This is a genomic window from Streptosporangium sp. NBC_01639, assembly GCF_045209755.1.
GTDB lineage: Bacteria > Actinomycetota > Actinomycetes > Streptosporangiales > Streptosporangiaceae > Streptosporangium.
This window is the reverse complement of the sequence record NZ_CP109272.1, coordinates 79,414-98,512: the sequence shown is the minus strand read 5'-3', so window position 1 is coordinate 98,512 and position 19,099 is coordinate 79,414. Positions and strand designations below refer to the sequence as shown.

The window sequence follows — 19,099 nt, the reverse complement described above, 5'->3', positions numbered from 1 at the left end:
GTATCCGGGGACAGCCGAGAGCATGTACCCCGGTTGTGGTAAGGACGGCCGCCGTATTCATTGTCTTCGAAAGGTCCGCTCAGTGTTCAGTCGTGTCGCCATCGTCAACCGCGGTGAAGCCGCCATGCGGCTCATCCACGCCGTTCGGGACTTAGCCGCGGAGACGGGGACACGGATCGAGACCGTCGCCCTGTACACGGATTCCGACCGGACGGCCACGTTCGTCCGCGAGGCGGACATCGCCTACGACTTGGGGCTCGCTGCGAACCGGCCCTATCTGGACCACGCGATCCTCAAAAAGGCACTGGTCGAGACCGGTGCGGACGCGGCCTGGGTCGGTTGGGGCTTCGTGGCGGAGGATCCGGCGTTCGCCGACCTGTGCGCCGAGATCGGCGTGACGTTCGTCGGCCCGAGCGCCGAGGCGATGCGCATGCTGGGTGACAAGATCGGCTCGAAGCTGATCGCCGAAAAGGTCGGTGTGCCCGTCGCGCCGTGGAGCCGCGGTCCGGTGGAGACGCTGGAGGAGGCGAAGGCGGCGGCCGACCGGATCGGCTACCCGTTGATGCTGAAGGCGACCGCGGGCGGCGGTGGTCGTGGTATCCGGATGGTCTCCGACGCTGACGAGCTGACCCATGCCTACGAGCTGACGCGCCAGGAAGCCGCGCGCGCGTTCGGCAGCGGCGTCGTGTTCCTGGAGCGCCTGGTGACGGGCGCCCGGCACGTCGAGGTGCAGGTCATCGCGGACGGACAGGGCACCGCGTGGGCGCTGGGCGTGCGCGACTGCTCCGTGCAGCGGCGCAACCAGAAGATCATCGAGGAGTCCGCCTCCCCGGTCCTCGACGCCGAGCAGGTCGCCGAACTGAAGGCGGCGGCCGAGCGGCTCGTGCTCGCGGTGGACTACCAGGGCGCGGGCACCGTCGAGTTCCTCTACCACCCCGGTGAGCGGCTGTTCGCGTTCCTTGAGGTGAACACGCGCCTGCAGGTCGAGCACCCGATCACCGAGATCACCACCGGCGTCGACCTGGTGAAGGCCCAGTTGCACGTCTCGGCGGGCGGCAAGCTCGAAGGCGGCGCGCCCGAGGAGTGGGGTCACGCCGTTGAGGCACGCCTCAACGCCGAGGACCCCGACCGCGACTTCGCACCCTCGCCCGGCCGGATCGCGCGGCTGGCGCTGCCCAACGGCCCCGGCATCCGGGTGGACACCGGGTTCAGCGAGGGCGACGTGATCCCCGCCGACTTCGACTCGATGATCGCCAAGATCATCGCGCACGGCCGTGACCGCACGGAGGCGTTGGCCCGACTGCGCCGCGCGATGACGCAGACGACCGTCATCATCGAGGGCGGCGTGACGAACAAGGGCTTCGTCCGCGTGCTGCTCGACGAGCCCGCGGTGATCGACGGGTCCGCCGACACCGGCTGGATCGACCGCGTGCGCGCCCAGGGCGTCCTCGTGTCGCACCAGCACTCCGCGATCGCGCTGATCGCCGCCGCCGTCGAGGCCTACGAGGACGAGGAGGCCGTGACGCGGCAGCGCTTCCTGTCCACCGCGCACGGCGGCCGTCCGCAGTCGCAGCACGAGAGCGGCCGCGCGCTGGAGCTCAAGCTCCGCGACGTCGGCTACCGCGTCCAGGTCGCCCGCACCGGCGGCCACCGGTTCCGCGTCGGCGTCTCGGCGGGCGGCCCCGAGCACGCGGCCGACGTCGACATCGAGCGCTTCGACGAGCACAGCGGCCAGATCACCGTGAACGGCGTCCGCTTCAAGGTCGTCACGAGCACGCACGGCCCGATCCACCTGGTCGAGGTCGACGGCATCACGCACCGGATCAGCCGTGACGAGGGCGGCATCGTGCGCTCGCCGGTGCCCGCGCTCGTGGTGGCCACGCCACTGCAGGCGGGCGACGAGGTCGAGGCCGGCGCGCCGCTGCTCGTGGTCGAGAGCATGAAGATGGAGACCGTGCTGCGCGCGCCGTTCCGCGGCCGCGTGCGGGAGCTCGCGGTGTCGATCGGCAGCCAGGTGCAGGCGGGCGCCCGCCTGCTCCGCCTGGAGCCGCTGGGTGACGGCGAGCAGGCGGCCGGCCCCGCGGCCGCGGCGAAGGAAGTCGAGCTGGACCTGCCGTCCGAGCCGGTGGACGTGCCCGCGGCCGAGCGGGCCGCCCGCGGTCTGCAGGACCTGCGCAGCCTCCTGCTGGGCTTCGACATCGACTCGCAGGACGAGAAGCGCCTGCTCGCCGGCTACCTGGCCGCGCGCGCCGAGCTCGTCGCGACGGGTGAACACGAGCCGGCCGGTGAGGTCGAGCTGCTGCGCCTGTTCGCCGACCTGAGCGAACTGAGCCGCAACCGGCCCGCCGGTGAGGAGCCGAAGTCCGGCTCCGCGGTGCACAGCCCCCGCGAGTACTTCCACACATACCTGCAGTTCCTCGACTCGGATCGGTCCGGGCTGTCGGAGAGCTTCCAGCAGCGGCTCACGCACGTGCTGTCCCACTACGGTGTCGAAGGCCTGGACCGCACGCCGGAGCTGGAGGATGCGGTCTTCCGGATCTTCCTGGCCCAGCAGCGCGCGTCCGCCGACGTCGCCGTGGTGACGACCCTGCTGCGCCAGTGGGTGAACGAGGCCCCGCCCGCCGAGGCGGACCGCGTCACCGTCGGCCTGGCGCTGGAGCACCTGGTCGCCGCCACCCAGGTCCGGTTCCCGGCCGTCGCGGACCTGGCGCGCGGCATCGTGTTCGCCTGGTTCGCCCAGCCTCTGCTGCGCCGTACCCGTGCCAAGGTCTATACGGCCGTGCGCAAACACCTGCGCCACCTCGACCAGCACCCGGACGCGCCCGACCGCGCCGAGCGGATCTCCGCGATGGTCGCCAGCGCCGAGCCGCTCGTCCGGCTGGTCGGCCGGCGGATCGGCCGCGAAGGCGCGGACCCCGTGCCGCTGCTGGAAGTGCTGAGCCGCCGCTACTACGGCAACCGCGCGCTCAGCGACATCCGGGTGAGCAAGGTGGCGGGCTGCACGTTCGTCGTCGCCGACCACCGCACCGCGACCGGCAACGGCCGCGTCGTGACCACCGCGGTCGACTTCACGGCGCTGGCCGAGGCGGTCAAGGCGGTCGACGAGCTCGCCGGTGACGGCGAGCTGGTCGCGGACGTCTACCTGACCTGGTCGGACGGCCCGAGCGACCCCGACAAGATGGCCATGCTCCTGCGTGAGGTCCTGGTCGCGCAGCAACCGTCGAACCAGGTCGGCCGGATCACCACGACCGTCGCGGGCAACAGCGGCGCCGTGATGCACCACCACTTCACCTTCCGGCCGTCCGCGGACGGCTTCGTGGAGGAACGGCTGCTGCGCGGGCTGCACCCGCGCATCGCCGAGCGCATGCAGCTGGAGCGGTTGCGCGACTTCGACCTCACCCGGCTGCCCTCGCCCGACGAGGAGGTCTACCTCTTCCGGGCCGCGGCACGGCAGAACCCGTCCGACGAGCGCCTCGTCGCCCTGGGGCAGGTCCGTGACCTGACCCCGTTGCGCGACGACGAGGGCAGGCTCGTCGCGCTGCCCGCGGCCGAGGACACCCTGGCCACGTGCCTCGACGCGATCCGCCGGGCCAAGAAGCCCGGCGCGAAGATGTCCGCCACGAACCGGATCGTCATCTACGTGTGGCCGCCGACCGACCTCTCCCCGGACGACCTGGACACCGTGGCGAAGCGCGTACTGCCGACGACGGCGGGCGCGGGCCTGGAGGAGGTGCTGTTCCTCGGCAGGCGCCGCGACGGCGTCACAGGCGAGCTCGTCGACATCGCCGTCCGGATCGGCTACGACGTGGGCTCCGGCGTGCAGTTGTCCGTCGTGCCGCCGCCGACCGAGCCCATCGAGCCGCTGGACGACTACCGCCAGGAGGTGCTGCGCGCGCACAGCCGTGGCACGCACTACCCGTACGAGCTGACCGGCATGCTCGCCGGGCCGTTCGGCTCGTTCACCGAGTACGACCTGGACGAGCACGCGAAGCTGGTGCCGGTGAACCGGCCCAAGGGACGCAACACCGCCGCGCTCGTCGCGGGTGTCGTCAGCACGCCCACGCCGCGCCACCCGGAGGGTATGACCCGCGTCGTGCTGCTGGGCGACCCGACGAAGGCGCTCGGCGCGCTGTCCGAGCCCGAGTGCGCACGGGTGATCGCCGCGCTCGACCTGGCCGAGCAGCTGCGGGTGCCGCTGGAGTGGTTCGCGCTCTCCGCGGGCGCCCGGATCTCGATGTCGTCCGGCACCGAGAACATGGACTGGGTGGCGGCCGCGCTGAAGCGGATCGTGAACTTCACCCAGGACGGCGGCGAGATCAACATCGTGGTCGCGGGCATCAACGTCGGCGCCCAGCCGTACTGGAACGCCGAGGCCACGATGCTCATGCACACCAAGGGCATCCTGGTGATGACGCCGGACTCCGCGATGGTACTGACGGGCAAGCAGTCGCTCGATTTCTCCGGCGGTGTGTCGGCCGAGGACAACCACGGCATCGGCGGGTACGACCGGATCATGGGCCCGAACGGCCAGGCGCAGTACTGGGCGCCGGACATCCGCGGTGCACGGGAAGTCCTGATGTCGCACTACGACCACAGCTACATCGCGCCGGGGGAGAGCCGTCCGCGCAAGACGGTCACCAGCGACCCGGTGGACCGCGACGTGTCGGCGTTCCCGCACGCCGTGCCGGACAGCGACTTCACGACGGTGGGTCAGATCTTCTCCGTCGAGTCCAACCCGGACCGCAAGAAGCCGTTCGACATCCGTACGGTCATGCGCGCGCTGGCCGATCAGGACCACCCGGTGCTGGAGCGGTGGGCGGGCATGGCCGACGCGGAGACCGCCGCGGTCCAAGACGTCCACCTCGGTGGTCAGCCGGTGTGCCTGCTGGGCATCGAGTCCCGATCCGTACCGCGCCGCGGATTCCCTCCCACCGACGGCCCGGACACCTACACCGCGGGCACCCTGTTCCCGCGGTCGTCCAAGAAGGCCGCTCGGGCCATCAACGCCGCCAGCGGGAACCGTCCGCTGGTCGTGCTGGCCAACCTGTCGGGGTTCGACGGATCGCCCGAGTCGATGCGCAAGCTGCAGCTGGAGTACGGCGCGGAGATCGGCCGCGCGGTGGTGAACTTCAAGGGCCCCATCGTGTTCTGCGTGATCTCGCGGTACCACGGCGGCGCGTTCGTGGTGTTCTCCAAGGCGCTCAACCCGAACATGACCGTGCTCGCGGTCGAGGGCTCGTTCGCCTCGGTGCTCGGCGGTGCTCCGGCCGCCGCGGTGGTCTTCGCGCGCGACGTCGACAAGCGGACCGGCAACGACCCCCGCGTGCTCGCGCTCGCCGCCCGTGTCGCGGCGGCGCCGACTGCCACGCGGGCCGCGTTGACCGCCGAGCTGGCCGAGCTGCGGTCGTCCGTGCGGGCCGAGAAGCTCACCGAGGTGGCCACCGAGTTCGACCGCGTGCACAGCATCCAGCGGGCGGTCGACGTCGGCTCGGTGGACGCGATCATCAGCTGCGCCGAGCTGCGGCCGCGGATCATCGAGGCGGTCGAGAAGGGCCTCGCCCGCCAGGTCTGACCTGGTCATGAAGCCGGACGTCCGTGCCCTTCCGGGTGGGCGTCCGGCTTTTCGCGTTCCTGCGGAGATGTACCGCGGTGCCATGTCCCTGGTGTTCTGTCGGAGGAATGCTCAGGTGGGGGCGGTGAGCATGATGATCCCGAGAGTCACGGTCACCGCGGCCGCGACCCGGCGCCATCCGAAGCGTTCGGAGAAGAAGACGGCGCCGATGATCGCGCCCCACACGACACTGGTTTCGCGTAGCGCGGCGACCTGGGCCAGCGGGCTACGGGTCTGGGCCCACACCACGATGGCGTAGGCGAGCAGGGACACGATGCCGCCCGCCGCCGGCATCTGCCAGCCGGTACGCAGCGCGGGGGCGACGGCGCGGCCGCGCACGGCCAGAGCCATGAGGGCGACCACGGATCCCTCCAGGAGGAACAGCCAGGCGATGTAGGGCAGCGGATGAGAGGTACGTCGCACGCCGAGCCCGTCCACGACGGTGTAGGCCGCGATCGACAGACCGGTCAGCAGTGCGGCGGTGACGGCCGGGCCGGTGACAGTGGTGCGGTGCCGGGCGATGGCGAGCGCGACCAGTCCACCGCACACCACGACTAGGCCGGCGGACTGGAGCGGGCTCAGCCGCTCGCCCAGCACGGCACCGGCGACGGCGACCAGAAACGGCGCGCTGCCCCGCGCCAGCGGGTAGACCTGACCGAAGTCGCCGAGGTCATAGGAGCGGATCAGCAGCGCGGTATAGGCGACCTGCAGGACCACCGAGGTGAGCAGGAACGGCCAGGCCGGTCCCGCCGGCGGCCCGGCGGCCACCGCGACCGGCAGGGACACCAGCGCGGAGGCGGCGCCCATCACCGCGAACGCGGTGTACCGGTCAGGGACCGCTTTGGCCAGGGCGTTCCAGACGGCGTGCAGAAGCCCGGCGAACAGGACGGCGAGTGCGGTGACCATGGTGCTCACCCCACCGCCTGTCCGGCCGGGCCGACAGTGATTTAGCCTGGGCCTCAATGCACGAGCTGATCCTGGACGTCGGCGACCTCGCCGAGACCCGCTTCGCCCTCTCCCCGCTGCTGGAGACGGTGCTCAGCCTGCGCATCTGGCACCAGCCCGGCTACTACGTCCGGCAACGCCCCTGGCTGGCGGCGGCCGCACGTGGTCTCGGCGACCTCGACATCACTTTGCTGCTGGCCCTGGTCGGCCCCCGCCGGCTCGTCCCGGACTTCCTCACCCCGCGCCCGGGGCGTCCGTTCACCGACTTCACCGCCGAACTGGACCGCGCCCGTGCCTGCGACCCCGACCGGGTCGCCGCCGACATCCGCGCAGCCCACGCCGGTGGCACCCTCCCCGACCTGCTGGGCTCCGAGCTACGGCGGCCCGCTCGCCTGCGCGACCGGCTCGCCGACCTGCTGCAGACCTACTGGACCGCGACGATCGCCCCGCACTGGCCGCGTCTGCGCGGCGTGCTGGAAGCCGACCTGCGCTACCGGGCCTCCCGTCTGGCCGATGGGGGCGCCACCCTGCTGTTCGCCGACCTGGACCCCGCCATCACCTTCCACCACGGACGGCTGCGCACCCGCCTGAACATCCCCCACGCCGACACCCGCACCCCCGTCACCGGCCGCGGCCTCTGCTTGGTCCCGACCCTGTTCGTCAACGCCCCCGGCACCCCCAACAACCCCGACCATCCGCCGATGATCATTTATCCGGCGCGGGGGTCCGCCACCGCCTGGCAGCCGCCCCTACCGGCGCCGGCCGTCCTGGCCGCGCTCATCGGTGCGCCCAAGGCCGCCATCCTGACCGCCCTGGTCCAGCCCCGTTCCACCACCGACCTGGCCCACCTGCTCGCCGTCACCCCCAGTGCGGTCTCCCACCACCTGAAGACGCTGCACGCCGCAGGACTGGTGGGCCGAGCCCGCGCCGGGCGCAGCGTCCTGTACACCCGCACCGCTCTCGCCGACCAACTCACCTCCTGACCATGCCCGTCAACCGGTGCCCAGCCCTAGCCGGCAGTGCACAGGGGAGCCGGGTTTACCGGTGTGCGCCCGCCGCCGCCGCGCGAATCACCATCCCCTGCCTGACATCGTCATGAAAATTCACCACAAGTCGGTTGTTGATATCACTTGATCAAAAATTCCGATCGCGATACCTTGCCGATGATCAAGGAACAACGCCTTGGTCCCCGTACCGCGATGAAAGAGACAGCGGCTGATGCGCGACCACCCCCCTCGACCGGCCGCTGTGACGCGGCGGACCATGCTCCGCGCGTCGGGCGCGGCAGGCTCCACCCTGATCATCGGTATGGCTCTGCCCACCCCTGCTGCCGCCGCTGCCGACGAGGCGTTGTCGCCCCAGCAGCGGGAGATGGTGCTGCAGGTGGCCAAGGCCGGAGCGATCTACCCGATCGAGGTCCCGAGCTTCGGCGAGCGCGGTACGGCGAGCAGCCGTGTCACCGCCTCCCGGCTCAAGGACGCCGAGGTCAGGCTGCAACCGGCCCGGCTGGCGGCGGTCCGCACCGGGGCGGACCTCCTGATCTCCCAGGGCCTCCTGGCCGCGCCGCGTCCGGCGCTGCTCGCGGGCATCGGCCGGGCCGCCGCCACGGCGGCGCCCGCTGAGCGGCAGGCCCTGATCGCGGTGGCCGCACTGGGCGCGGCCACCGTCTCCCGCCATCTCGACCCCGCGTCCGACAGCCCCGCGACCGTGTGGATCGGCGGACTGGCTCACCTGCACGACCGCGGTATGCAGCCCAGCGTCCTGCGGCACCTGGAGACCCGATGAACCTCAACCAGGACACCCAGGCCCGGCTGCACCGGGGCAAGCGGAAGATCCTCGACGACTTCGGCGCCGATCCCAACGTCACCGGCGCCGGCATCGGCTTCCGCCGCCGCGACGGACAGTGGACCGATGAGCCCGCGGTCGTGGTCCTGGTCGCCAAGAAGCGCCCCGAGGCTCTCGTGTCCAACCGCCGGCTGCTGCCGAGAACCGTCGAGGTGGACGGGAGTCCCTGCGAGGTCGACGTGATCGAGGCCGGCCCGTTCCGCATGGGCCGGGTCAGCGATCCCGCACGGGAGGTGACGCCGGCGGCCGTCGTGGGGGTCACCGGACGCATGCGGCCGCCACGGCCGGGCTGCAGCATCTCCAACCCCCTGGACGGCGATGCCGCGGGGACACTCGGGCTGTTCGTTCTCGACAAGACGGACGGCACGGTGTGCCTGATGTCCAACAACCACGTGATGGCCCGCATGGGGGAGGGCGTCAAGGGCGAGAAGATCATCCAGCCGGGGGTCCACGACGGCGGCACGGCGGCGAAGGACACGATCGCCACGCTGAAGCGCTGGGTTCCCATCACCACGGCCGGAACGAAGATCGACGCCGCCATCGCCCAGCTCGTCGACCAGATGAACCTGTCCCTGCAGCCCGCTCTCGACCGCATGCCGCCGCTGGGGGTCAAGCACCCGGCCATCGGCATCTTCACCGGCGGTGACGACTACGGGACCGGCGTGATCACCAGGATCGACCTCGCGCTCACCGCTCTCAACGTGGTGCCCGCCGTTCCCGCCCCGGACGGCAGGGTGGCGGCCGCTCCTCCTGAGGCGGTGAAGGCCCCCGAGCCGTTCATGAACATCGAGAAGGTGGGCCGGACCTCGGGCTACACCTCCAGCATGATCACCGCCATCGGCGTCGAGTCGGTCATCCTGACCCCCCTCGGGATGGTCCTCTACACCGATCTCGCCCTCACCGATCGCTTCGGCCTCGCCGGCGACTCCGGATCGGTGGTGTTCCACGGCGGCGAGGGCAACACGCTGGTCGAGCCCGAAAATCAGAGTTCGTGCCCGCTCCTCGGGAGCATCGGGAGTTATTACGGCCTGCCGCTGACCGGGGACAACGACCTCGCCGACGACCTCCGGGACAATTTCCTCGCCCAGAGCCTGGTCGGCAGGCTCCTGATCCGCATCCCCTACATCAACCAGCAGGCGGTGATCGACCGGCTGCAGGGAAAGCATGCCACGGGGAACGAGACCTCTTACGCCTCGCAGTACTACACGAAGTATCACGACTTCATGGCCACCGTGCTGGCCGACCCGAACTCGACCGCCGTCGTCACGCAGGAGAACCTCGACGACGCCGCCTTCGTCATCTACGGCCTGGCCCAGTCGGTGCTGACGCCGGAGGAGGCCCAGGTCGCCTACACCCTCCTTCAGGAGGCACTGCTGCCCACCCTGGGCATGAACCGCCGCCAGGTCCTGGAGTACATGAACGGCCACGACCTGTACACGCTCGTCTACGACGAGATCGCCAAGGTGCCCACCATCGAGACGAACGGCCCCATCGAACTACCGCGATGACGACCACTGCCACTGATTCCGTACCACCCGGTTCCGTGCCCGATTTCACCTCCCAGGTGACCGACCGGCTCCTCCGCCTGGCCGATGGCCTGCCGGAGCCGGTCCGGGCATCGGTACGTACGCTCGTCGCCGGGCCGGGCAAGTTCGTCCGGCCACGGCTGCTGGCCGCCGGCGCGGGCTTCGGCGCGGCCGATCCCGGCCGGCTGGTACGCCTGGGCGCTCTGGTGGAACTGATCCACCTGGCCTCACTCCTGCACGACGACGTCATCGACGAGGCGGAGACCCGCCGGGGAGCGCCGGCCGCGCACGCGGCCGTCGGCACCGAGCAGGCAATGCTCGCCGGGCTGGCCTGCTTCGCGCTGGTGGGCACGGAGGCCGCCGATCTCGGAGAGGGCGTCGCCGGGGCCGTGAGCAGGACTGTCGCCAGGCTCGCCTATGGTGAGCTGCTCGACGTCGAGCGTGCCTTCGACACCGCCTTCCCCCTGCCCGCCTACCTGGAGCTCGTGCAGAGCAAGACCGCTGAGCTGTTCCGGCTCTGCTGCCTGCTCGGCGCCGCAGAGGTCCGGTCCGGCCCCGGGGAGGCAGATGCGCTCGTCCGGTTCGGCACGGCGCTCGGCGTCACGTTCCAGATCCTCGACGACTGCCTGGACCTGAGCCCGAGCCACTCCGGCAAGCCGGTCGGCACCGACCACGCGCTGGGCCTGTTCGGCGCCCCCACCCTGTACGCGCTGCGAGCGGACAGCGGCGGAGAACTTGCCACGCTGCTGCTGTCGCCGTCGTTCAGCATCCGCGACATGCCCGAGGTGTACTCCCTCGTCAAGGCCCATGGCGGGCTGGAGGCCGCGGCACGGCTGGCCGCCGACTGGCACGACCAGGCGCTCGCCGCCCTGGACGAGCTACCCGCCGGCGGGCCCCGCGACCACTTGGCCGCGCTCGCCGCCTCGCTCCTCCAGGCCCGCTCGTGACCGCGCCGCTCGCCGCCGACGTGCTGATCGTCGGCGCGGGACCGGCCGGCGCGATCACCGCCGCCGAACTGGCCCGTCACGGCCTGCACGCCGTGCTGGCCGGAGAGGAGACCGGGGAGGCGGACTACGACCTCGTGCTCAGTGGCGCCGCCATGCGCGGTCTGGCATCCCTCGGCGCGCTGGAGGAGGTCGCCGCCCGCGTCGTCGACACCGTCGAGCTGCGGTTGGGGCAGGGCGGCGGCCATGTGCTGCCCGAGGCCGTGAACGCCGCGTGCGACCGGCGCCACCTCGTCGACGGACTCCGCCGGCTCGCCGTCACCGCCGGAGCCACCTGGTTGCCGGGCACGGTCACGGATCTGGAACGGCGGGAAGGCGCCTGGCACGCGTCGACCGGCGACACCACCGTGTCGGCACGCCATCTCGTGGTCGCGACCGGAGCTCCTTCAGGCGGCACGCCGCACGCCACCGGCCTGCTGTGCGCGCAACGGTACAGCGGGGTGAACCTGACCGCGTCGATCGTGCTGGCCCTGCCCGCGCCGCGCACCATCGACCCGGCCGAGCGGCCGACGTGTGTGTGGGCGGTCCCAGGAGCTCAGGCGGGCACCTGCACGATCGGCGCCTCCAGGATCGGCTCTGCCGACCCTGACGAACTCCTCGAAACCGCCCGGGCCGTCCTCGCCGAGGGGGACCAGCGCTTCGCCGGGGCCGTCCCCGCCGGTCCGCCGGTCACCGGAGTCCTCAACAGCGGTTTCGCCCCCGAGCACAGCGTCCGCGACGGGCGGCTCCTGGTCGGCGACGCGGCCGGACTGGTCAACCCTTTCACCGGCGAAGGGCTCAGCTATGCCGTGCAGAGCGCCCTGCTGGCCGCCCGCGCCATCGCAGCGCATCCGGACGATCCGGACGCGGCCGGGCGAGCGTACACGCGACGGCTGTCCGCGACGTTCGTCGGATATTTCGAGACGGCGACGCACGCCGCCCGCCGCTACCATCTGGCCTGGCGGGTCCTCGTGGCCACGGCCGACGACGAGCGGCCCGTCTCGGCCAAGCTCCGGCGGGCCGTGCTGACGCCGGATGGTTTCTCCGGGCTGACGGCCGCCGACCTGATGCCGCTGCCCGCACCTGATGTGGCGCTCCTCGGGCCGTTCCTGCTCGCCTGCGACGAGGTCGCGGTCAGCACCGTCCGCAAGGAATGGCCGTTCATCGCCCGCCTGCTGATTGCCGGAGAGCATTCCCCGCACCAGCGGCTGCGCCCCGCCGCGCCGTTCTTCGCCGCCTTGCTGGCCGGCGGAAACCCGCCCGACACCGCCTTCGTCACCCTCGCCGCCGCGATCGAGCTCGCCACCCTCGGGGCGCTGGCCTTCCTCGGCCCGATGCCCCCGCGCGCGGCACCGGGCAGGAGGGTGGACTGGGCCGTCGCCAGCACCGTGCTGGCCGGCGACTTCCTCCTCGCGCAGGCATCACGGCTGGTGGCGGCCTCGGCTCCGGAGGTGTCGTGGTCGTTCGCGGACTGGCTGGGCGAGCTCGCCGCGCTCCGGTCCGCCAGGATCGATCCGACCGGGCGGTCACGGGCCGGGGAGGTGTTCGCCGCGCTGCTGGAGTTCCCCTCCCGCATCGGGGCGCAACTCGGCGGAGCACCGCCCGAGACCATCCGTGCGCTGCGGGACTTCGGCAACCACAGCGGGCACGCTTTCCTGCACGCCGAAGAGGTCCTGGCGGTGCGCGGCGAGCGGACCCGGCTGGATGTCACACTGCCCGGAATGCTCTCCGGGCGGCTCTCGGCCATCCCCGACATCCTCCCGGAGGTCACCGGCGGTCTTCTCGCCGGTGACCTCGGCGCACGATCGAGAGCCCTGGACCTTGCCGTGACCGCTTGCCGTGACGCCCACCGGGCGGCCCTGGGCGCCCTTGAGAACGTCGCACACCCGGTGTCCGCGCGCATCCTGGAGAGCTTCGTCGCGACCGTGTGCGCACCCTGCGCGCCGACGCCGACGCCGACGCCGACGCCGACGCCGACGTCGGCCCCGCCACCGTCTCCGGCCGGCGCGTGACGCCCTCCTTTGCCGCTCCCGGGCTCACAACTCCGGACGGTGACCGTCTGCCCGCTTGATGTTCCTGTCCGACCTCTTCGTCGACAGTGCCCGGCTGCCCGGCTCGCTGCAGGCCGTCGCCGAGTGGAATCCCGTCTCCACCATCGTCCAGGCGGCATACGATCTGTTCGGCAACGCCGATCCCGCCACGGCCGTCTCAGGCGCGTGGCCGCTCCAGCACGCGGTGCCGGTCCTTCCATCGGAGAATCCCAGTAGTTTCGGGAGGATTTTTGTCGGATATCGCCGACCTGTGCGAACGCCGGGTTATTTCGTGATCATGAAGGGAGCGCTCCCTATAAAAGAGAAAACTCCTTATGAAGATGAGGTGACACAAGGGTGTCCTATCGACACTCTGCCGAATTCCCCAGCCACCTTGGCTGACCCGCTCGGCTGACTCGGGCAGGTGGGCTCCCGCTCGCGAGATGAAGCATATGGCCAGTTCATCGAGTAAGCGCGGATGCCGTCGGCTCTTCCAGAGTCGCTTTCTCGGCCGGTCGGACGGTTGCCGGCCCGGATGCCGACTGTTTCCCTCAGGTTAACCAGGCTCTTGACAGGACTGACGGGACATCGCACTCTCTCGTCAAGAGAGCGCTCCCTGGACTGCCTTCTTTGCACCTCCTGCACCCGAGGAGACGCGATGTGCTCGTTCCGAAGTCTGGGTCATCGCCATTTGACTTTCACGGTCACCGTGGCGGTCGGCCTGATCACGTCCCGTCTGGCGATCGTGCCCGTAATGGCGTCCGACGCCCCGCTGTCCCCGGACGAGGCGGTGACCACCCCCTCCTCCGAGAGGGCGGATCTCGCCCCGTCCGCCGCGGACGGCGGCACCCACCGGTCCAGTTCCTTCAGCGATCTCCGTTCTCCGCTCTCCCCTTCGAAGGAGCACTCATGGAACGGGTAGTCCCACCCGCCGGCGTCCGCCGGCGCCGCTTAAGCCTGGCGGTGCTCATCAGCGCACTGGTGACGCTCTTGAGCACATCCCTGCCGGCCGTCACCGGCCAGGCCAGCGCGGCTGAGATCCCCTTGTCCCAGGGCAGGCCGGTCAGCGCCTCCTCGACCGAGAACGCCGCCGCACCGGCCTCCGCCGCGGTCGACGGCAACGGCGGCACCCGCTGGGCCAGCGCCTTCAGCGACCCCCAATGGCTGCAGGTCGACCTGGGGGCAACCGCCACGATCAACAAGGTGGTGCTGAACTGGGAGAACGCGTACGCCACCGCCTTCACTATCCAGACCTCCGCCGACGGAGGCAGCTGGACGACTGTTCACACCACCACCGCCGGCACCGGTGGCAACCAGACTCTGAACGTCTCAGGCAGCGGTCGCTACGTGCGGATGCACGCCACCAAGCGCGCCACCCAGTGGGGCGTGTCACTGTGGGAGTTCCAGGTGTACGGCACGGGCGGCAGCACCCAGCCTCCGCCCGGCGGAGGCGGCCCCATCGTGCGGGTGGCGGAGTTCCTCGCCGAATGCCCCTACACCCACCGTCTGCCCGACGACCCGATCGTCTTCCCGGGTCTTCCCGGCGGGTCGCACATGCACAGCTTCTTCGGCAACACCTCCACCAACGCGCACTCCACCGTAACGAGCCTGCTGAACGCCGACAGCAGCTGCAATCCGCGAATCGACCTGTCGTCGTACTGGGTGCCGACCCTGTATGCCGACAACGTGCCGGTGGAGCCCACCGGCACCACCTTCTACTATCTCGGCGAAGGCGTGCGTGATGACGTGATCGCCCGCACCCAGCCCCTCCCGCTGGGTCTGAGAATCGTGGCCGGCAACGCCAAGGCGACGCAGCCCGACGACAGTACGATCTCGCGCTGGTCATGCCTGCACGCCGGGCAGGTCGGCGCCTCGAAGGACTTCGTCAACTGCCCGGCGGGCACGATGCTGGAGTCCTACCTGGACTTCCCGCACTGCTGGAACGGCAGGGACCTGGACTCCGCCGACCACAAGAGCCACATGGCCTATCCGGTGGCGGGCGACTGCCCGGCGTCGCACCCGGTGGTGGTACCCAAGCTGCGCCAGGTTCTGCGCTATCCCGTCAACGGGGACCCGGCACGGTTCCGGCTGGCGTCCGGCCCCGGCTACACGATGCACGGTGACTTCTTCAACGCCTGGCCGGAGGCGGAGATGGAGCAGCGCGTGCGCGACTGCATCCGCCCGATCATCAAGTGCGGTGCCGACGGCCGTCCCTGATCCGTGAACCCGGGCTGATCCAGCACCATTCCACTGGGGACGGTGCTGGGTCAGCCCGGCGCCATGCGGCTGAGATGTTCCCAGGCCCGGTACGACCCGGTCCGGGCCCGGTTCAGCTCTTGAACCTGGTCGTAGGAGCGGCTGCCGACGATGAGCCGCCGGGGCGGGTCCGGCAGAGCGGCCAGTTCCATGATGACGGGAGCGGCCGTGCTCGGGTCCGGGCCGGCGTCGTCGCCCCACATCTCTGCCATTTCGGCGCGCAGGGCCTCGTAGTGCGAAAGGGGCTCGGTCGCGGTGGTGCCTGTGGTGAAAAGACCGGTGGCGTAGCCTCCCATCTCCACGATGGTGACCTTGATTCCGAACCGATCGACCTCCATCGCCAGCGCCTCGCTGAGCGAGTCCAGCGCCACTTTGCCCGCACCGTAGAAGCCGACGGAGGCCATGCCCCCGCCGCTGCCCATCGAGGTGACCTGCAGGATGCGGCCGGACCCCTGCGCGCGCAGGTGGGGCAGCACAGCCTGGGAAACCCAGACGGCGCCGAAGAAGTTCACGTCGAGATGAGCCCGAATCTGCTCCTCGGTGGCCTCCTCCACCATCCCGTACAACAGCCCGTCGGCGTTGTTGACCACGACATCGAGCCTTCCGAAGGCGGCCACCGCCCGCTCCACCCCTTCGAACACGGCTTGGCGGTCGGAGACATCCAGCGGAAGCCGGACCAGATCGTCCGGATGCTCACCGGCCAGATCCTCGAGCGGCTCGATGTTGCGGGCAGCGGCCACCACATGATCCCCGGCGGCGAGTGCCTCTTCTGCGAACGCCCTGCCCAGCCCTCGGGAAGCACCGGTGATGAACCACACTCTGGCAGTCGTCATAGAATCCACCTCCTCGTGATGAGACGATACGTCTCGACTCGATTTTGATTACCGAGGTCGCCATTGTCAAAACGAACCGTTCCGTCTTGTTGGGGTACTAGTCTCGGTGTATGCCCAACACCAAGAAGCCGGACAGTTCCCGGCGCAGCGAACGCTCACGCCAGGCGATCTTCGCGGCCACCCGCGCGATGATCTCCGAGGCGGGGTACGGCAAGGTCTCGATCGAGGCCATCGCCGCACGGGCGGGCGTCGGCAAGCAGACGATCTACCGGTGGTGGCCGTCCAAGGGCACCTTGATCTTCGACTCCATCCTGGCGCTCAGCGAGGACGCCGAAGGGCAGGGCATAGCGCTGCCCGATACCGGTGACATCGAGGCCGATCTGAAGCTCGTGATGCGCGCGACGGTCGCCGAGTTCGCCGATCCGGACTTCGAGCGGCCGATCCGGGCGCTCACCACTGAGATCATCAATGATCTCGACCTCGTCACCCAGTACCAGGAGAAGCTGGCCCGTCCCATGGACGACGCCAAGAAGGCGCGCTTGCGCAGCGCGCAGCAGGCGGGCCAGCTCGCCGCGGACGCCGACCTCGACCTGGTCCTCGAAGTGCTCTACGCCCCTCTCTTCCAAAGGTGGCTGCACCGTTCGGGCCCGCTCACCGCCGAGTACGCCGATGCTCTTGTCGACATCACGCTCAGGGCCTTCCGCCCCTGAGGACTTCCCGGCCGTCGCCGACCTACGCGCGGTCGCCGCCGAACACCGACGAACGGACTTCGACGTATTCGGCGCCTACCAGCACCGCTACCGGTTCCCGCCGCCGCTCGACGACGCCGCGCTGGAGGTCGTCGAGGCGCGGATCGGATTGTGCTTCCCAGCCGACTACCGCATGTTCTTGACCCGGCTCGGCAACGGCGGCCCCGGTCCGTACTACGGGGTTCACGGAGTGCGGCCGGACGGTGCGTGGACGCGTTTCCGCCCGTTCCCGTTCACGGAGAAGTGGGAGCCGCCCGACCAGGACGACGAGGACTACGACGACGTCATGGAAGCCGCGTTCGAGGGGCTGCTGCCGGTCGCCGAACACGGCTGCGGCTACCGCTCTCACCTCGTCGTCAACGGCTCCGCGGCTGGCCAGGTCTGGTCCGACGAGACATGTGTCGGCGAGGCGCTGGTCCCTGAGGCCGAGTCGTTCGGCGAGTGGTACCACCGCTGGCTGGAGAGCTCGCTGCGTGAGGCGCTGGGTAAGCGGATCGAGGCCACCGTGCACGACGAAACCGGCTGGAGCATCGACCGGCGGCTGCTTCGCCTGCTCCCACCGCCGCTCGCCATTGGCGACGAAGGGCCGGAGGGGGTCCTACGGCTGCTCAGGCGGGCCTACCCCGCCCTCTACGAATGCCGTCACGGCGACGCCCGCGACATCCTTGCCCGAGCTCGCGCGGTCGGCGCTCCGGCGAACTACGAGGTGCGCATCTCGCTCGGGGAAGCAGTGCTCCTGCGCGAGGAAGGCAGGATCGCCGATGCCCTGACCACCGTGGAACACACGATCCCGCGATGCGGCCGGCCGCTGGACAGCGCGCGGCTGCACCGCCTGCGAGTCGAGCTGCTCTTGATGCGGAACCGGCTGGATGACGCGCGTGCGGCGGCCGATGAGCACATTGCGTACTGCCCCGACGACGATTTCGGCTACGTACGCCATGCCCTCTTGAAGGTGCTGACCGGCGGCTCCTCGGCAGGCCGTGGACTCCGTGGTGTCATATGGATGGCCGCCATGCTCTCCGCCCGCCGACTCCGGGGCTCGTAGCGGGAGCGCGGAAAGGCGTTATCCCCTTGCCTTCTCTGAAGTGGCCGGGGCCGGTGCAGGCGTTGTGGGCGTGTGGTTGGTGCGGCGGCGCGCGGTGGCCAGGTGGTGGAACAGAGCCAGAACGGTGACGCCTGCGGCCGGTAGTCCCAGTTCGGCGGGAGCGATCGCGAACGACTCCTGCACCAGCCCGCCAAGGCCGCCACCGAGGGCGACCCCGAGGTAGATGGCCGAGGAGTTGAGGCCGAGCAGAACGGGCGCGGCGGCGGGGCTGAGGACGATGAGCCGGTGTTGCTGTGGAACCACGATGACCCCTACGGTCACGCCCCAGATCGCTGCCCAGGCCAGGGCGGGCGTGAGAGCGTTGGTTGCCACCGGGGTGAGGGCCAGGGCGAGGACGGCGATGATGAGGGTTGCAGTGAGGACGTGTGCGGGGTTGCGCCGGTCGACCAACCGCCCGGCGGCGATGTTTCCGGCCAGGGTGCCGACCCCCCAGGCCAGCAAGATCACGGTGAGCAGCGAATCGGAGCCGCCGGTCGTCTCCCGCAGAGCCGGGCCGATGTAGGTGTAGAGGGTGTAGGCACCGAGGAAGGCCAGGGCCGTGACGACCAGGAGACCTAGGACGCGGCCTTGCTTGAGCGGACGCAACCGGTCAGTCAGCGAGGCGGCGGGGAGTGTCACCTTCGGCAGGCCGACGGCGATCCCGACGGCCGCGATAAGGCCGATCCCGGCGACGGCCCACAGGGTGATGTGCCAATCGGTCCGACCGATCAGCGTGCCGAGAGGAAGGCCCAGCGCGGTCGCCACGGTCAGCCCGCCCAGAACGAAGGCCAGTGCTGTGCCGCGGCGTTCGGCAGGTGCGATGGCCGCTGCGGTGCTGGATGCGGCAGAGGTGATGATGCCTGCGCCGATCGCGGTGACGACGCGGGCGATCATCACCACCCCGTAGCCGGTACCCAAGGCGGTGATGGCGTTGCCGACCACGAACACGCTCAACGCGATCAGTAGCGCGGAACGCCGGTTCAGTCCACTGGTGATCGCCCCCATGACGGGGGCCGACACTGCGAGCACCAGAGCGAACACCGTCACCAGTTGACCGGCGACAGGCGTGGAGACATCAAGGTCGGTAGCGATGGAAGGGAGCAGGCCCGCGATCACATAGCCGTCGGTGCCGACGGCGAAGGTCGCCAGGGCAAGGGGAAGAAGTCGCTTCAACACGGCGGTGTGCCGCCTTTCCGCAGGAGCACTTGGCAGTAGATCGAGCGGCAGCCTAAGCAAT

General features: G+C 70.4%; 14 protein-coding genes. 11 read left to right on the top strand and 3 right to left on the bottom strand.

Annotated elements, in window-relative coordinates:
* The first annotated feature begins 82 nt into the window (after nucleotides 1-82).
* Complete coding sequence (locus tag OHA77_RS00485; protein WP_406315231.1) at nucleotides 83-5,572, top strand: carboxyl transferase domain-containing protein; 5,490 nt, start codon at nucleotides 83-85, stop codon at nucleotides 5,570-5,572.
* 111 nt (nucleotides 5,573-5,683) lie between these two features.
* Here OHA77_RS00485 and OHA77_RS00480 read toward each other — a convergent pair whose 3' ends face one another.
* Complete coding sequence (locus OHA77_RS00480; protein ID WP_406319966.1) at nucleotides 5,684-6,517, bottom strand: EamA family transporter; 834 nt, start codon at nucleotides 6,515-6,517, stop codon at nucleotides 5,684-5,686.
* A 56-nt stretch (nucleotides 6,518-6,573) separates the two neighbouring features.
* On the opposite strand from OHA77_RS00480, the gene OHA77_RS00475 reads away from it, so the two are divergent.
* The 8 genes from OHA77_RS00475 to OHA77_RS00440 all read left to right on the top strand — a co-directional run bounded on the left by OHA77_RS00475 (nucleotide 6,574) and on the right by OHA77_RS00440 (nucleotide 15,157).
* Nucleotides 6,574-7,539: an ArsR family transcriptional regulator gene (locus OHA77_RS00475; RefSeq protein ID WP_406315230.1), complete on the top strand. Its 966-nt coding sequence runs from the start codon at nucleotides 6,574-6,576 to the stop codon at nucleotides 7,537-7,539.
* Between the two features lie 235 nt (nucleotides 7,540-7,774).
* Nucleotides 7,775-8,341 carry a hypothetical protein gene (locus OHA77_RS00470; protein WP_406315228.1) on the top strand — a complete coding sequence of 189 codons (567 nt, stop codon included), beginning with the start codon at nucleotides 7,775-7,777 and terminating at the stop codon, nucleotides 8,339-8,341.
* Nucleotides 8,338-9,909, top strand: a complete 1,572-nt coding sequence (locus OHA77_RS00465) for a hypothetical protein (RefSeq protein WP_406315226.1) — start codon at nucleotides 8,338-8,340, stop codon at nucleotides 9,907-9,909. The genes OHA77_RS00470 and OHA77_RS00465 overlap by 4 nt, the downstream gene beginning before the upstream one ends.
* 35 nt (nucleotides 9,910-9,944) lie before the next feature.
* Nucleotides 9,945-10,874, top strand: coding sequence for a polyprenyl synthetase family protein (locus OHA77_RS00460; protein ID WP_406315224.1), 930 nt, complete (start codon nucleotides 9,945-9,947; stop codon nucleotides 10,872-10,874).
* Nucleotides 10,871-12,922 (top strand): FAD-dependent monooxygenase, encoded by a 2,052-nt coding sequence (locus tag OHA77_RS00455; protein WP_406315222.1) that lies wholly within the window; start codon nucleotides 10,871-10,873, stop codon nucleotides 12,920-12,922. Before OHA77_RS00460 ends, OHA77_RS00455 begins: the two co-directional genes overlap by 4 nt.
* Nucleotides 12,923-12,980: 58 nt before the next feature.
* Nucleotides 12,981-13,355, top strand: a complete 375-nt coding sequence (locus OHA77_RS00450) for a hypothetical protein (RefSeq protein ID WP_406315220.1) — start codon at nucleotides 12,981-12,983, stop codon at nucleotides 13,353-13,355.
* Between the two features lie 276 nt (nucleotides 13,356-13,631).
* Nucleotides 13,632-13,862, top strand: a complete 231-nt coding sequence (locus tag OHA77_RS00445; protein WP_326822664.1) for a hypothetical protein — start codon at nucleotides 13,632-13,634, stop codon at nucleotides 13,860-13,862.
* Nucleotides 13,863-13,921: 59 nt separating this feature from the next.
* Nucleotides 13,922-15,157, top strand: coding sequence for a DUF1996 domain-containing protein (locus OHA77_RS00440; RefSeq protein ID WP_406315218.1), 1,236 nt, complete (start codon nucleotides 13,922-13,924; stop codon nucleotides 15,155-15,157).
* 50 nt (nucleotides 15,158-15,207) lie between these two features.
* On the opposite strand, the gene OHA77_RS00435 is transcribed toward OHA77_RS00440, so the two are convergent.
* Nucleotides 15,208-16,029, bottom strand: a complete 822-nt coding sequence (locus tag OHA77_RS00435) for an SDR family NAD(P)-dependent oxidoreductase (RefSeq protein ID WP_406315217.1) — start codon at nucleotides 16,027-16,029, stop codon at nucleotides 15,208-15,210.
* 110 nt (nucleotides 16,030-16,139) lie between these two features.
* On the opposite strand from OHA77_RS00435, the gene OHA77_RS00430 reads away from it, so the two are divergent.
* Nucleotides 16,140-16,739: a TetR/AcrR family transcriptional regulator gene (locus tag OHA77_RS00430; RefSeq protein ID WP_406315215.1), complete on the top strand. Its 600-nt coding sequence runs from the start codon at nucleotides 16,140-16,142 to the stop codon at nucleotides 16,737-16,739.
* Nucleotides 16,705-17,823, top strand: a complete 1,119-nt coding sequence (locus OHA77_RS00425) for an SMI1/KNR4 family protein (protein ID WP_406315213.1) — start codon at nucleotides 16,705-16,707, stop codon at nucleotides 17,821-17,823. The genes OHA77_RS00430 and OHA77_RS00425 overlap by 35 nt, the downstream gene beginning before the upstream one ends.
* Nucleotides 17,824-17,841: 18 nt before the next feature.
* On the opposite strand, the gene OHA77_RS00420 is transcribed toward OHA77_RS00425, so the two are convergent.
* Complete coding sequence (locus tag OHA77_RS00420; protein WP_406315211.1) at nucleotides 17,842-19,038, bottom strand: MFS transporter; 1,197 nt, start codon at nucleotides 19,036-19,038, stop codon at nucleotides 17,842-17,844.
* Nucleotides 19,039-19,099: the final 61 nt, after the last annotated feature.

Bases quoted from the DNA above. Each gene is read 5' to 3' on its own strand.
- OHA77_RS00480 (WP_406319966.1), bottom strand. From the start codon at position 6,517: ATGGTCACCGCACTCGCCGTCCTGTTCGCCGGGCTTCTGCACGCCGTC.
- OHA77_RS00475 (WP_406315230.1), top strand. From the start codon at position 6,574: ATGCACGAGCTGATCCTGGACGTCGGCGACCTCGCCGAGACCCGCTTC.
- OHA77_RS00470 (WP_406315228.1), top strand. From the start codon at position 7,775: ATGCGCGACCACCCCCCTCGACCGGCCGCTGTGACGCGGCGGACCATG.
- OHA77_RS00465 (WP_406315226.1), top strand. From the start codon at position 8,338: ATGAACCTCAACCAGGACACCCAGGCCCGGCTGCACCGGGGCAAGCGG.
- OHA77_RS00450 (WP_406315220.1), top strand. From the start codon at position 12,981: ATGTTCCTGTCCGACCTCTTCGTCGACAGTGCCCGGCTGCCCGGCTCG.
- OHA77_RS00435 (WP_406315217.1), bottom strand. From the start codon at position 16,029: ATGACGACTGCCAGAGTGTGGTTCATCACCGGTGCTTCCCGAGGGCTG.
- OHA77_RS00430 (WP_406315215.1), top strand. From the start codon at position 16,140: ATGCCCAACACCAAGAAGCCGGACAGTTCCCGGCGCAGCGAACGCTCA.